14 protein-coding genes are annotated in these 13,212 nt (G+C 66.1%); 8 read left to right on the top strand and 6 right to left on the bottom strand.

The features are described from left to right. The first annotated feature begins 2 nt into the window (after positions 1-2). Both phhA and U1839_RS20530 read left to right on the top strand, forming a co-directional pair. Positions 3-881 carry a phenylalanine 4-monooxygenase gene (gene phhA, locus U1839_RS20535; protein WP_332805437.1) on the top strand — a complete coding sequence of 293 codons (879 nt, stop codon included), beginning with the start codon at positions 3-5 and terminating at the stop codon, positions 879-881. Between the two features lie 234 nt (positions 882-1,115). Next, on the top strand, positions 1,116-1,667 hold the full coding sequence (locus U1839_RS20530; RefSeq protein ID WP_332805436.1) for a hypothetical protein: 552 nt from the start codon (positions 1,116-1,118) through the stop codon (positions 1,665-1,667). Positions 1,668-1,796: 129 nt separating this feature from the next. Here U1839_RS20530 and U1839_RS20525 read toward each other — a convergent pair whose 3' ends face one another. From U1839_RS20525 to U1839_RS20510, 4 genes are read right to left on the bottom strand one after another with little or no spacing between them, the layout of a single operon-like run. Further along, a complete protein-coding gene (locus U1839_RS20525; RefSeq protein ID WP_332805435.1) occupies positions 1,797-2,768 on the bottom strand; it encodes a 50S ribosomal protein L11 methyltransferase in 972 nt (323 codons plus the stop codon). Next, complete coding sequence (locus U1839_RS20520; RefSeq protein WP_332805434.1) at positions 2,758-3,456, bottom strand: SDR family NAD(P)-dependent oxidoreductase; 699 nt, start codon at positions 3,454-3,456, stop codon at positions 2,758-2,760. The genes U1839_RS20525 and U1839_RS20520 overlap by 11 nt, the downstream gene beginning before the upstream one ends. Before the next feature lie 33 nt (positions 3,457-3,489). Beyond that, positions 3,490-4,857, bottom strand: a complete 1,368-nt coding sequence (locus tag U1839_RS20515) for a methyl-accepting chemotaxis protein (RefSeq protein ID WP_332805433.1) — start codon at positions 4,855-4,857, stop codon at positions 3,490-3,492. A gap of 18 nt (positions 4,858-4,875) precedes the next feature. Continuing rightward, positions 4,876-6,219, bottom strand: a complete 1,344-nt coding sequence (locus U1839_RS20510) for a methyl-accepting chemotaxis protein (RefSeq protein WP_332805465.1) — start codon at positions 6,217-6,219, stop codon at positions 4,876-4,878. Between the two features lie 116 nt (positions 6,220-6,335). Between U1839_RS20510 and sdhC the strand changes: the two genes are divergently transcribed. Genes sdhC through sdhA form a run of 3 tightly spaced genes read left to right on the top strand, consistent with a single transcriptional unit; the run spans position 6,336 to position 8,993 of the window. Further along, on the top strand, positions 6,336-6,803 hold the full coding sequence (gene sdhC / locus U1839_RS20505; protein ID WP_332805432.1) for a succinate dehydrogenase, cytochrome b556 subunit: 468 nt from the start codon (positions 6,336-6,338) through the stop codon (positions 6,801-6,803). 1 nt (position 6,804) lies between these two features. Further along, positions 6,805-7,191: a succinate dehydrogenase, hydrophobic membrane anchor protein gene (gene sdhD / locus U1839_RS20500; RefSeq protein ID WP_332805431.1), complete on the top strand. Its 387-nt coding sequence runs from the start codon at positions 6,805-6,807 to the stop codon at positions 7,189-7,191. Further along, complete coding sequence (gene sdhA / locus U1839_RS20495; RefSeq protein ID WP_332805430.1) at positions 7,191-8,993, top strand: succinate dehydrogenase flavoprotein subunit; 1,803 nt, start codon at positions 7,191-7,193, stop codon at positions 8,991-8,993. The genes sdhD and sdhA overlap by 1 nt, the downstream gene beginning before the upstream one ends. On the opposite strand, the gene U1839_RS26830 is transcribed toward sdhA, so the two are convergent. Both U1839_RS26830 and U1839_RS20490 read right to left on the bottom strand, forming a co-directional pair. Next, entirely contained in the window at positions 8,968-9,222 is a 255-nt protein-coding gene (locus U1839_RS26830) for a type II toxin-antitoxin system RelE/ParE family toxin (RefSeq protein WP_443030648.1), read from the bottom strand. The two genes, sdhA and U1839_RS26830, sit on opposite strands and share 26 nt — an antisense overlap. Before the next feature lie 46 nt (positions 9,223-9,268). After that, positions 9,269-9,481 (bottom strand): hypothetical protein, encoded by a 213-nt coding sequence (locus U1839_RS20490; RefSeq protein ID WP_332805429.1) that lies wholly within the window; start codon positions 9,479-9,481, stop codon positions 9,269-9,271. Positions 9,482-9,494: 13 nt separating this feature from the next. Between U1839_RS20490 and U1839_RS20485 the strand changes: the two genes are divergently transcribed. The 3 genes from U1839_RS20485 (at position 9,495) to creD (ending at position 13,147) form a co-directional block, all read left to right on the top strand. Then, a complete protein-coding gene (locus U1839_RS20485) occupies positions 9,495-10,655 on the top strand; it encodes a saccharopine dehydrogenase NADP-binding domain-containing protein (RefSeq protein ID WP_332805428.1) in 1,161 nt (386 codons plus the stop codon). 38 nt (positions 10,656-10,693) lie between these two features. After that, positions 10,694-11,698 carry a C13 family peptidase gene (locus U1839_RS20480; protein ID WP_332805427.1) on the top strand — a complete coding sequence of 335 codons (1,005 nt, stop codon included), beginning with the start codon at positions 10,694-10,696 and terminating at the stop codon, positions 11,696-11,698. A gap of 87 nt (positions 11,699-11,785) precedes the next feature. Continuing rightward, entirely contained in the window at positions 11,786-13,147 is a 1,362-nt protein-coding gene (gene creD / locus U1839_RS20475) for a cell envelope integrity protein CreD (RefSeq protein ID WP_332805426.1), read from the top strand. Positions 13,148-13,212 lie beyond the last annotated feature (65 nt).

Here is a 13,212-nt window from a genome sequence, read left to right as displayed (position 1 = left end):
TCATGGCCAATGAAACGCACGTTCTCGATTCTCCGCCTCCCGGCTCCAGCGACTGGACGGTGCCGCAGGACTGGGCGCATTTCACGGCCGAGGAACATGCCACCTGGGATACGCTGTTTGCGCGCCAGGCAAAGCTGCTCCCCGGGCGAGCGTCCGAAGCCTATCTACGCGGCCTCGATGTACTCAAGCTGTCCAAGCCGGGGATTCCCGATTTCGAGGAATTGTCCGAACGGCTGATGAAGCTGACCGGGTGGCAGGTCGTCGCCGTCCCGGGCCTGGTGCCGGATGACGTGTTCTTCGACCATATGGCCAATCGCCGCTTCGTCGCGGGCAATTTCATCCGCCGGCCCGACCAGCTCGACTATCTGCAGGAACCCGACGTGTTCCACGACGTGTTCGGCCATGTGCCGATGCTCGCCGATCCGGTGTTCGCCGATTATCTCGTCGCCTATGGTCAGGGCGGGCAGCGCGCGCTCAGCCTCGACTCGCTCAAATATCTCGGCCGGCTCTATTGGTACACGGTAGAATTCGGTCTCGTCGCCGAACCAGAAGGCCTGCGTATCTATGGCGCGGGCATCGTTTCGTCCGCCGCCGAGAGCCGTTTCGCGCTCGACGATCCCAGCCCCAACCGCATCGGCTTCGACCTGCGGCGCGTGATGCGCACCGAATATCGCATCGATGATTTCCAGCAGAATTACTTCGTCATTCCCAGCTTCGACGAACTGCTGCGCGTCACTGTCGAGACCGATTTCGCGCCGCTCTATGACGAGATCAACGCCCTGCCGGACATCGCGATCGCCGCAATCGAACCGGACGATGTGGTGATTTCACGGGGCACGCAGGATTACGCCAAAAGCCGCCGTGCGGCGATCCTGGGTTGATCTCATAGGGTTGACGAATCCAATGTTACGTCACGGTCAGTTCGAAAAGGGTTCTCTTGCGTAGCTGGTAGACGTTAGTAATATCGGGGTGATTTTTTGATTATATACGTTGCGACCGTCAAAGAATAACATCCGAATCGGATCGATTAGTTTCGACGGTCAGCCAATCTATTGACGCAAGTTCGGTCGTTTCTTATCCTTCCAGATCGACAGATAGGGTGGGAGGGCGCCATCATGGCAAAAATCATGTTTTCGCGGCACGCCGAAAAGCCGTTCGGCACGACCCAGGGCGTCGGCCCGGACGGCACGGCCAATCCGGAAGATCTGATCGTGCGCGGTTGGCAGCGCGCCGGGGCATTGGTGCGGTTCTTCGCGCCACGCGATCCGGCGGACCTTGCCCCCGGCATCGCGACGCCGACCGCGATCTTCGCCTCCGACGCAGCCAGCGCGGGTGCCAGCTTGCGGCCGCAGCATACCGTGCTGCCGCTGTCGCAGGAGCTCGGCATCACCGTCGACACCAGCATTGCCAAGAAAGACAAGAAAGCGCTGGCCGCCGCCGCCATCGCCGCCGCCGCGGCGGGCCCGGTGCTGGTTGCCTGGCAGCATGATGTGATCCCCGATCTGGTAGACCATGTCGCCGGATCGAAAATCGCGCCCAAGCCGTGGCCGGGCGACCGCTTCGACATGATCTGGGTGCTCGACCAGGCGCAGGGCGCGACGAGCTGGACCTTTTCGCAGGTTCCGCAGGACCTGCTCCCCGGCGACAGCGACCAGCCGATTACATGACGGGCTGATCCCGCCATTCGGTCATCCGGATGGAGTTGCTGCGATCGGGCGAGCGCCGCAGGTTAGCGACCGGGGGATTGCGGCTGCCGTGCACAACATGCGTTGCTGACCAGCGCGCGCGTTGAGCGCCTACCAGCTGCCGAAACCGGGCGCCCTCGTATCGCCCTTGCCGCGCCGTGTGGCGCGCTCGCTGCCGAAGCGGTGCCGGTAACGCAGCGTCAGGATCGTCCAGGCGCCGTGATCGCGCCGGGTCGCAACGCGGAAGCCCTGCCGGCGATAGGCGCGCATCACCGTTTCCGCCTGCGTCGCGAGCAATCCCGCCAGCACCAGCCGCGCGCCGGGCGCGGCGATCGCGGCGATCTCGGGCGCCAGCGCCACCAGCGGCCCGGCAAGAATATTGGCGATGATCAGGTCATAGGGCGCACGGCGCTGCACGGGTTCGGCGTCCGTACCATCGGCCACCGCGAGCGCGAGCCGGCCCGGCTGCTGGCCGAGCGCCACGCCGTTGGCGAGCGCATTCTCCGCCGTCACGTCGATCGACACCGGGTCGATATCGGTCGCGGTGGCGTAGCTGCGTGGCCACAGGTGCAGCGCGGCAAAGGCAAGCAGCCCGGTTCCCGTGCCGAGGTCGATCAGATTGTCGATCCGCGCGCCACGCCGCTTCATCGTGTCGAGCGCGATCAGACAGCCGGCGGTGGTTTCGTGATGCCCGGTCCCGAAGGCGCGCCCGGCCGGAATGACGAAGCCGTGTTTGCCGGCCGGTGCCTGGCCCGGCTCGGTCGCGACGTGGAAGCGCCCGGCGACCAAAGGCTCCAGACCGGCCTGGCTCAGCGTCACCCAATCGGCTTCGATGACGCGCTCGGCCTTGGCCTTGCTCGCGGCGGCGCTCGGCACCAGCGCGCGGATCGCCGCGATGGTCGCGCGATCGGGCTTGCGGTCGAAATAGGCATCGAGCCGCCATTGTAGGGGATCATCATCGACTACCTCGCTGGTCATCAGCACCGGCGGCGGCTCGAGCAGCGCCAGCGCACCCATGTCGACCTCGATCGCTTCCGCCTCGTCGCGTGTGCAGGGCAAGGTGAGCTTCCAGCTATCGGACATAGCTTGCCCCGTTCACGTCGATCACCGATCCGGTCATCGACGGCGGCGCCTCGAGCGCGAGAAAGCGCGCGACCTCGGCCACCTCGCGCGGTTCGGCGACGCGGCCGAGCGGGATATCGGCGAGCAGCTTGTCGCCGCCGCGGCTGGCGAGATAGTCCTCCGCCATCCCGGTCATGGTGAAGCCGGGACAGATGGCGAAGGCGAGGATGCCTTGCGCAGCATAGCCGCGCGCGATCGTCTTGGTCATCGCGACCATGCCTGCTTTCGACGCGGCATAATGCCAGTGCGCCGGGCTGTCGCCGCGATAGGCGGCGCGACTCGCGACGTTGACGATCCGCCCGCCGACGCCGCGTTCCTGCCAGTGCAGCACGGCGAGCCGACACAGTTCGGCCGAGGCGGTCAGGTTGACACGCATCGTCCGTTCCCAGCCGGCAAGCCAGGTGTCGTCCTCGGCATCGAGCGGGTTGGCTTCGAAGATGCCGGCATTGTTGATCAATACGTCGATCGTGCCGCCGAGCCGCTCGCATGCCGCCTGCCACAGCGCGCGTGGCGCGGCGGGATCGTCGAAATCGGCCGGAATGCCCGAATGCGTGCCGTGGCCGATCAGCGCGACATTGGGTGTGGCAAGGGCGTGGGCAATCGCGGCACCGATGCCGCGCGACGAGCCGGTGAGGAGAATATTGGTCATGGCGCGCGGCATAGCCCGTCCCGGGAGAGGGGGCTAGGCCGCGACGCTGGCGGAAAAGCCGTCCGCGGCGCTCTTCAGGCCGACAAGGCGATCATCGACTTCGGCGAAGTCACGCGTCAGCGAGTCGATCTCGCTGGCGACGCTTTCGGTGTCCTCGCGGATCGCCGCGATGGTGTTGGACATCGAATCGGCGGCCAGCGCGGTTTCGTCGACCGCGGCGGTGATCGCGGTGACGGTCTGCGCCTGCGCTTCCATCGCGAAACGGATGCGATTGGCGCTCTCCTGCACCTCGGCGACGGTCGCCTTGATGCTGGCGTTGGTGTCGACGGTCGAGCGCGTGGCGGACTGGATCGCGGCGATCTTGCCGGCGATGTCGTCGGTGGCGCGCGCGGTCTGGTTGGCGAGGCTCTTGACTTCCTGCGCGACGACGGCGAAGCCGCGCCCCGCGTCGCCGGCGCGTGCCGCCTCGATCGTCGCGTTGAGCGCGAGCAAATTGGTCTGCCCGGCAATGTCGCGGATCAGCCCGAGGATCGACTCGATCGACTTGGCATGATCGCTCAGCGTTTCCGACATGCCGACCGCATGGCTGGCCTGGCCCGAGGCGCGCGTCGCGATCTCGGCGGTGGCCTCGACTTCGGAGCGGGCATCCTCGATCGCGCGGATCAGCCCGGCGGCGGTCTGTGCCGCCTCGCGCATCGCCACCGCCGATTGCTCCGCCGCGGCCGCGACCTCGCTGGTCTTGCTCAGCATGCCGCGCGCCGACGCCGAGGCGCCCTGTGCCTGCACGCGGATCTGGTTGCCGAACGCCGCTGTGCCCTCGATCGAGCGCGCGATATTCTCGCTGAACTGCGCCGAGCGCTTGCGCCGCTCCTCACGCGTGTTCTCGGCATCCTGCGCGCCGAGGTGCGACGCCATCAGATCGGCCTCGATCAAGCCGAGTCGCTGCACGACGTCTGCAAGCGTGCGGAAATGGGTCTGATCGTCGCCCAGCTTGTCATGGATCACCGCCAGCGTGCGACTGTGCGCGACCCCCAGCGAGGCGAGCAGTGCCTGGAGCGGGACGTTGGAGCGGTACGACGCGGTGGCGTGGCCGAAGGCGAGCGTCATCCATTCGTCGTCCAGCGGACGGGCATATTTGGTGCGGGTATAATGCGCGCTCTTGGCGATTTGCGACGACAACCGCGCGTCGCCAAAATGTTCGCGCAAATGGGTGGTGCACGGCAGCGAGAGATAATGGTCCCAGAATGCCCGGGCGATTTCGCTGTCGCGACCTTCGATCAGGCGCGAGATTTCCGCCGTTGCCGATACGATCGTGCCGTCCCAGTCATATTCCCTGATGCGCTCGCGCATCGGCCGCGCGATACCGCTCCAGCCACCTAGGTCGGGCCCCGGCCTCGCCATCGGTTATCCCCTCATCGCTTACGCCGCCACTCTGGCAACGAAGTCTCCTGCGCTGCTCTTTAGCGACTCAAGCCTACCATCGAGTAAATCGAATCCCTTGCCGACGCGTTCGATCTCGCTGGCGACACCCTCGGTGTCCTCGCGGATCGCGGCGATGGTGTTGGACATCGAATCGGCGGCAAGCGCTGTCTCGTCGACCGCCGCGGTGATCGCGGTGACGGTCTGCGCTTGGGCTTCCATCGCGAAGCGGATGCGGTTGGCGCTCTCCTGCACCTCGGCGACGGTCGCCTTGATGCTGGCATTGGTATCGACGGTCGAGCGCGTCGCGGACTGGATCGCCGCGATCTTGCCGGCGATGTCGTCGGTGGCGCGCGCGGTCTGGTTGGCGAGGCTCTTCACCTCCTGCGCGACGACGGCGAAGCCGCGCCCGGCGTCACCGGCGCGCGCCGCCTCGATCGTCGCATTGAGCGCGAGCAAATTGGTCTGGCCGGCAATGTCGCGGATCAGCCCGAGGATCGATTCGATCGACTTGGCATGGTCGCTCAGCGTCTCCGACATGCCGACGGCCTGGCTGGCCTGGCCCGAGGCGCGCGTCGCGATCTCGGCTGCCGCCTCGACCTCGGTGCGGGCATCCTCGATCGCGCGGATTAGCCCGGCGGCGGTCTGTGCCGCCTCGCGCATCGCGACCGCCGATTGCTCCGCCGCCGCCGCGACCTCGCTGGTCTTGCTCAACATGCCGCGGGCCGAGGCCGAGGTGCGCACCGCCTGGTCGCGCAGCACATGGCCTTCGGTGCTGGCGCTTTCGACCATCGCCGCGACGCCGTGACGGAAATCGACCGCCAGCGCGTCGCGCGATGCCTGCGCGCTGTGCAGGCGATATTCGTTGTAGATCGCGACGGTGATGTCGCCCTCGAGCGCCGAAAGTCGCATGATCGTGTCGATCAGTTTCGGCAGGCGCGCATCGTCGCGGGCGACCCGCCGCATCAACACCTCGACCGCGACGCGGTCGCTGGCGTTGATCATCGACAGCAACGCCATTGGCGCAACATCGGCGACATAGGCCGCAGCGACCGAACGCTCGATCGATTCGAGCCATGACCGCCCGGCCGTTTCGAGAAAACGATTCTTGAGGAAGTCGCAGCCGATCTCGATCATCCTGGCAGTTTCGTGCTGCGCCCAGACCTTGCCATCGTCGAAACAGCGCAGCCATTGCTGCCAATAGGCTTCCGAAATTGCGTGAATTTCAGGTTCGATTGCATGCCATGCATCGCGACTCGCCTGACCGAGCGACCCGTCAAAATCGAAGACGCGGAGTCGCGCGTTGAGATCGACCGTCGCGGCGATCGTGCCGGGGGTAGGCAAGTCGTTGGGGGTCAAGGCGAAAACTCCATTCGGGCACAGCAGACCGCGCGAGCACGGTTACATATGTCGGGCTAGACTGATTTGGTTAAAGCCGGGTTAGGGAGACGCGCTGGCGCTTGCATCGCGGCGTTGCGGGCGTAAGGAGGGCGCCACCCGATCCCGATAGGAAGCGCGCCTTGGCCACGGACCGTCCCGCCCGACCAATATCTCCTCATCTGATGCATGTTCGCTGGCCGATCACCATGATGGTGTCGATCATCCACCGCATTACCGGCGACGGCATGGCGCTGGTCGGCACCTTGCTGCTGGTATGGTGGCTCGCCGCGCTTGCGGCGGGGCCGGCGAGCTACGAGAGCTTCACATGGCTGTTCGGCAACTGGGCGCATGGCGCGCTCGGCTATGTCGTCGGCGTCGGGCTGACCTTCTCGCTGTTCCAGCACATTGCCGGCGGCATCCGCCATTTCGTGATGGATACCGGCGCCGGTTACGAACTTAAGGGCAATCGCATGGTCGCGTGGCTCACGCTATGCGGCTCGACCATGGCGACGATCCTGTTCTGGGCCTATCTCCTGGGGGGCAAATAAGATGCGCGGCGGAACCGAACTCGGTCGCGTGCGCGGCCTGGGCAGCGCCGGCGAGGGCGCGCATCACTGGTGGAACCAGCGCGTCACCGCGGCGGGCAACCTCGTGCTCATGCTGTGGTTCATCATCTCGATCGCGCGGCTCCCGGCCTATGATTATGCCACGGTCCACGCGTGGATGGCGTCGGCCTGGGTGGCGATCCCGATGACCTTGCTCATCGCCAGCGTGTTCTGGCATTTCCGCCTCGGCCTGCAGGTGCTGATCGAGGATTATACCCACGCCGAGTCGCGCATCGTCGCCCTGTTGCTGCTCAATTTCTTCACCGTCGCGACCGCCGCCATCGCGATCTTCTCGATCCTCAAGATCGCCTTTTCGGGGACACCCGCCTGATGCCCGCCGCTTACAAGATCATCGACCATACCTATGACGCCGTGGTCGTCGGCGCCGGCGGATCCGGCCTGCGCGCGACGATGGGCATCGCGGAGAGCGGCCTCAAGACCGCCTGCATTACCAAGGTCTTCCCGACCCGCAGCCATACCGTCGCGGCGCAGGGCGGCATTGCCGCCAGCCTCGGCAATATGGGTCCGGATCACTGGACCTGGCACATGTACGACACCGTCAAGGGGTCGGACTGGCTCGGCGACCAGGACGCGATCGAATATATGGTGCGCGAGGCGCCGGCGGCGGTCTACGAGCTCGAACATGCCGGCGTGCCGTTCAGCCGCACCAACGAAGGCAAGATCTATCAGCGCCCGTTCGGCGGCATGATGCAGAATATGGGCGAGGGCCCGCCCGCGCAGCGCACCTGCGCCGCGGCGGATCGCACTGGCCACGCCATGCTCCACGCGCTCTACCAGCAGAGCCTGAAGTACGACGCCGACTTCTACATCGAATATTTCGCGCTCGATCTGATCATGGAAAATGGTCAGTGCCGCGGCGTCATCGCGCTGTGCATGGAAGACGGCTCGATCCACCGCTTCCGCAGCCACGCCGTCGTGCTCGCGACCGGCGGCTATGGCCGCACCTATTTCTCGGCGACCTCGGCGCACACCTGCACCGGCGACGGCGGCGGCATGGTGCTCCGCGCCGGCTTACCGCTGCAGGACATGGAGTTCGTCCAGTTCCACCCGACCGGCATCTACGGGGCCGGCGTGCTCATCACCGAGGGCGCGCGCGGCGAGGGTGGTTACCTGACCAACTCGGAAGGCGAGCGCTTCATGGAGCGCTACGCCCCCTCGGCCAAGGACCTGGCGTCGCGCGATGTCGTGTCGCGCTCGATGGCGATGGAAATGCGCGAGGGCCGCGGCGTCGGCGCGGAGAAGGATCACATCTTCCTCCACCTCGACCATATCGATCCCAAGGTGCTGCACGAGCGCTTGCCCGGCATCACCGAGACCGGCAAGATCTTCGCCGGCGTCGACCTGACGCGCCAGCCGCTGCCGGTCACGCCGACGGTGCATTACAATATGGGCGGCATCCCGACCAACTATCATGGCGAGGTCGTCCAGCTGAAGGACGGCAATCCCGATACCGTCGTTCCTGGCCTGTTCGCGGTCGGGGAGGCGGCGTGCGTCTCGGTGCACGGTGCCAACCGCCTCGGCTCCAACTCGCTGATCGATCTTGTGGTGTTCGGCCGCGCGACCGGCCTGCGCCTCAAGGAGACGCTCAAGCCGGGCACGCCGCACAATGCGCTGCCCAAGGGGTCGGAAGACCTGGCGCTCGGCCGGCTCGACCATTTCCGCAACGCCAAGGGCGGTTCGCCGACGGCGGCCATCCGGCTCGAGATGCAGCGCACGATGCAGAAGCATTGCGCGGTGTTCCGCGACAATGCGCTGCTCGGCGAAGGGCAGACCAAGATCGCCGCGACCTATCAGCGCATGGCCGATGTCGATGTGCAGGATCGCAGCCTGATCTGGAACACCGATCTGGTCGAGACGCTCGAACTCGACAACCTCATCGCCCAGGCCGTCGTGACGATGGAAAGCGCCGCCAACCGCAAGGAATCGCGCGGCGCGCACGTCAACGAGGACTATCCCGACCGCGACGACGTCAACTGGATGAAGCACAGCACGGCGACTTTCGCCGGCTGGGGCGGCACCGGCGGCAAGGTCGACCTCGGCACCCGCCCGGTGCACGACTATACGCTCACCGACGAGGCCGAATATATCAAGCCGAAGAAGCGGGTCTATTGAGGCGATTCAAGGGGAATTGCCGCCGCTGGTGGATGATCGTCAGGATGTCGATCTCGGTCTCGGAGGCGATGCGATAGACGATCGTGTAAGGAAGTCCGGTTACGGGAAATTCGCGTGTTTCCGTCTTCTTCCCGCGCCGTCCGAGCATCGGAAATTGCCCAAACATCAAAGCGGTCTGCTGTATGCGGGCAAGCACCTGTAACGCGGCGCCGGGGTTTTCGGCGGCGATTCAGTCGCGGATCGCGCTCAAATCGGCAACGGCTTCGGGTGTGAAATTAACGTTCAAGCCCGAGATCGCGCCACACGGTTTCGGCCGGGATCAGCGCTTCGCGGTCCTCCGCCTGCTTGAGCGCACGCTCGATCTTGGCGTCTTTCCACAGCTCATACGCATCGGCCGCCGCCGCCTCCAGCGGTGAACGCGCGATCGTTGCGGTTGAACGCTTTGCCATGCCGGCAAGATAAGGCATTTTCTGGCCGATCGCCAGCATGTACGCGCGGTCCATGAGCACGCGCGTCCTGATCATCGGCGGCTATGGCAATTTCGGCGGGTACATCGCGCGCGCCTTGGCGAGCGACCCTCACATCGTCCTGCTGATCGGCGGTCGGTCGGTGGCCAAGGCGACCGCTTTCGCGGCAGGGCTCGCAGCGGCGAATGCGGCCGAGGGGCACGCCCTCGATATCGACGGCGATCTTGCCGGCGCGCTGACGGCGATCCGTCCCGATCTGGTCATCCATGCCTGTGGCGCGTTTCAGGGGCAGGATTATCGCGTCGCCCGCGCCGCAATCGCGGTCGCCGCGCACTATCTCGATCTTGCCGACTCGCGCGATTTCGTGGCGCGGATCGGGGAACTGGACGCGGCAGCGCGGGCCGCGGGCGTCGCGGTGGTGACGGGCGCGAGTTCAGTGCCGTGCCTCACCGCAGCGCTGATCGATCGCTATCGCCCGGCCTTTGGCCGGCTCGACAGCGCGATCTATGGCATCGCCGCCGCACAGCAGACCAATCGCGGCCTCGGCACGGCAGCGGCGGTGCTCAGCTATGTCGGCCAGCCGTTCACCCAATTGTCGGAGGGGAGGGCGAAGCGGGCGTTCGGCTGGCAGGGGCTTCATGCGGTGCGCTACCCGGAACTCGGCACGCGGCTGTTCGGCGATTGCGATATTCCCGACCATGCGCTGTTCCCGACACGTTACCCCGATTTGCGGGAGCTGCGCTTCGTCGCCGGCCATGAGGTGAAGCTGCTCCATCTCGGCACCTGGGCGCTGAGCTGGATCGTCCGCCTTGGCCTGATCGGCTCGCTGGCGCGCCATGCCCCGACGTTGCTGAAGGCGTCGTTCCTGTTCGATCCGTTCGGCTCGGGGCGCAGCGGCTTGCACATGTTCCTGTCCGGCACCGACCCGGCGGGCGAGCCCATGACGGTGCGCATCTTCATGGTCGCGCGGCAGGCGCATGGCCCCAATGTACCGTGCATCCCGGCGATCATCCTGGCGCGGCGCATCGCCGCGGGTGAGCATCTTGCACCCGGCGCGCGGCCCTGCCTCGATATGATCGATCTCGATGCCCTGCTCGGCGCGCTCGATGGTCTCGACATCACCACCGTCGCACACGGGCCGGGGATCGATGATCGCTGGCCGGCGTCCGACGCGCGGCTTTCGCACGGCGATTGACAGTGTCCCGCTCGCCCGATCAAAAAGTCGGCGGGGGTATGATGCGGCATCGGGCGATTCTCGGTTTCATCGTGGTGCTGCTCGGCCTGACCGGTGCTGCGGGCGGCGTGGCACAAGTGCCCTATGAGGCGCCGCGCCACACCCAGCCGCCGCCGTCGATCGGATCGTCGATGGAGGATCTGGGCGAACTCGCCAATCTCGGCATTTCGACCGAGCGCGATCGGCCGCCGTCATGGCAACTCGCCGAGCATCGCCGGCTCGATGCGACGCTCGCCGCGATCCCGGCACAGCGCAAGGGCGTGGTCGATGTCTATGTGCTCGCGGTGGGGCTCGACAGCGATCCCGTGTTCGGCCGCGAAGCGCGCGAGGCGGGCCGGGTGCTCGCGCGGCGTTACGGCGCTGAGAGCCGTACCGTCGTGCTCGCCGGCTCGGACGGCAGCGGCGAGTCCCTGCTGCCGCGCGGTTCGCCCGACAATATCGCGCTGGTGCTCGCACGCTTTGCCGAGGTGATGGACAAGAGCGAAGACGTCGTCGTCCTGTACACGACCTCGCATGGTGGCCCGATCGGCATCGCCTATAACGACGCCGATCAGGGCTTTGGCTATATCTCGCCGTCGCGGCTGTGGAGCATGTTCGGGTCACTCGGCCTCGACCGCCGACTGGTCATCGTCTCGGCCTGCTATTCAGGCGTGTTCGTGCCGTTGATGGCGACCGAGGACAGTGCGATCGTCACCGCCGCCGATGCCGAGCACACCTCGTTCGGCTGCCAGGCCGACAGCGACTGGACCTTTTTCGGCGACGCGATGGTCAACCATGCCCTGCGCAAGCGCCAGCCGCTCCAGGCCGCTGCCGAGGAAGCGCGCGGGCTCGTCGCCGGGTGGGAAGCGCGCGGCAAGATCACGCCGTCCAATCCGCAGATCGCGATCGGGTCGCGTGCGCATCTCTGGCTCGACGCGCTCGACGCCGCGACGCCGGCAACCGCAACGGCATCGGTCGGTCGGCCGGCGGTGACCATCCTCGATCAGTTGCCGGCTGCACGGTAACTGCACGGCCAATGCGCCGGACAACCTTTGGCGTCGGCCTGCCGCACGCGCCTAGCATCGCTCCCGTTAAACCATGGGAGGTGCACGATGAGCGACATCAACGACGAGGTCAGGCCCGAGCGATCGCCGGGACAGAAGCTGCTGTTCGCGATCCTGGTCGGGGCGCTGCTCGCCGTCCCGCTCTTCGCGATCTACCTGCTGGTCTATGACCGGTCGCACCAATCGACCCAGGCACGCGAAGCGATCGCCCAGGGCTGGGGCGGGGCGCAGGTCATCTCCGGGCCGGTGCTCGTCATTCCCTATACCCAGACCAGCACCGAGACGGTGGTGGAGAACGGCAAACAGATCCAGAAGACCAGTACGACCGCGCACGAACTGGCGCTTCAGCCGCAGACCGCCGAACTGCACTCGGCGCTGTCGCCGAAACAACGCCATTATTCGATCTACGATGCGGTGGTCTATGAGGCGCACAATGACGGCACCTCGCGTTTCGCGCTGCCCGACGATCTCGACCGGCTCGGCATCGATCGTAAGACGCTGGCACTGGGCAAGGCAGAGCTGCGCTTCGGTATCGAAGATGCGCGCGGGCTGTTCGGTGCGCCGCCGACCGTCAAGCTCGCCGGGCAGAAGCTGCCGCTCAAGCCGGGCCATGGGCCGCGCGAGACGGGTGGCTCGGGCTTCTACTCGTTCCTCGATGCCGGCGCGTTGCAACAGGGCGGGCTCGAGTTCCACTATGACTATTCGCTGCGCGGCAACGAATCGCTGACCTTGCTGCCTAGCGGCGGCGACACGCGCTGGGTGGTCGACAGCGCCTGGCCTTCGCCGAGCTTCCAGGGCAAGTTCCTGCCCGAAAAGAGCGACGTCGCCAAAACCGGCTTTTCCGCACAGTGGCGCGTCGGTAATCTCGCGCTCGGCAAATCGCTCGCCTCGATCGACGATGACGGACGCCGACCCGCCGAGGTCGGCACCGATACCGGCGCAAGCGTCAATCTCGTCACGCCGGTCGATCTCTACGACCAGGTCAACCGATCGGTGAAATATGGCTTTCTGTTCATCGGCTTCACCTTCACCGCCTTCCTGATGTTCGACGTGATCGGCGGGGTGCGCGTCTCGCCGATCGAATATCTGCTGGTCGGCGCGGGGCTTATCCTGTTCTTCGTGATGCTGCTCGCCTTTGCCGAGGTGATCGGTTTCTCGCCCGCCTATGTCGTGGCGGCGGCGGCGATCATTGGCCTGCTGACCGCCTATTCGGCGGCGGTGCTCGGCAGCTGGCGACGCGGCGGCTATATCGCCGGTCTGCTCGCCGGGCTCTATGGCGCGCTGTTCGTGCTGCTCAGCCTCGAAGCCTATTCGCTGCTGATCGGTTCGCTGCTGCTGTTCGTCGCGCTGGCGGCGGTGATGTACCTCACCCGCGGCCTGGACTGGGGCGCGCGGAGGCTGGTTGGCTGAACCCACGCCAGCGCAACGGGTCGATCTCGCTGAGGGATCGACCCGTTGCCATCAAGGGATGATTA

It is taken from the genome of Parasphingomonas halimpatiens (assembly GCF_036663795.1).
Lineage (GTDB): Bacteria > Pseudomonadota > Alphaproteobacteria > Sphingomonadales > Sphingomonadaceae > Sphingomonas.
This window is presented reverse-complemented; position numbering and strand designations above follow the sequence as displayed.

What these genes read in the sequence shown, in the direction of transcription:
- U1839_RS20490 (WP_332805429.1), bottom strand. Translation starts at nt 9,481, where the DNA reads ATGCTGGCGATCGGCCAGAAAATGCCTTATCTTGCCGGCATGGCAAAG.
- U1839_RS20520 (WP_332805434.1), bottom strand. Translation starts at nt 3,456, where the DNA reads ATGACCAATATTCTCCTCACCGGCTCGTCGCGCGGCATCGGTGCCGCG.
- U1839_RS20485 (WP_332805428.1), top strand. Translation starts at nt 9,495, where the DNA reads ATGAGCACGCGCGTCCTGATCATCGGCGGCTATGGCAATTTCGGCGGG.
- sdhD (WP_332805431.1), top strand. Translation starts at nt 6,805, where the DNA reads ATGCGCGGCGGAACCGAACTCGGTCGCGTGCGCGGCCTGGGCAGCGCC.
- U1839_RS20530 (WP_332805436.1), top strand. Translation starts at nt 1,116, where the DNA reads ATGGCAAAAATCATGTTTTCGCGGCACGCCGAAAAGCCGTTCGGCACG.
- creD (WP_332805426.1), top strand. Translation starts at nt 11,786, where the DNA reads ATGAGCGACATCAACGACGAGGTCAGGCCCGAGCGATCGCCGGGACAG.
- sdhA (WP_332805430.1), top strand. Translation starts at nt 7,191, where the DNA reads ATGCCCGCCGCTTACAAGATCATCGACCATACCTATGACGCCGTGGTC.
- U1839_RS20525 (WP_332805435.1), bottom strand. Translation starts at nt 2,768, where the DNA reads ATGTCCGATAGCTGGAAGCTCACCTTGCCCTGCACACGCGACGAGGCG.
- phhA (WP_332805437.1), top strand. Translation starts at nt 3, where the DNA reads ATGGCCAATGAAACGCACGTTCTCGATTCTCCGCCTCCCGGCTCCAGC.
- U1839_RS20480 (WP_332805427.1), top strand. Translation starts at nt 10,694, where the DNA reads ATGATGCGGCATCGGGCGATTCTCGGTTTCATCGTGGTGCTGCTCGGC.
- U1839_RS20515 (WP_332805433.1), bottom strand. Translation starts at nt 4,857, where the DNA reads ATGGCGAGGCCGGGGCCCGACCTAGGTGGCTGGAGCGGTATCGCGCGG.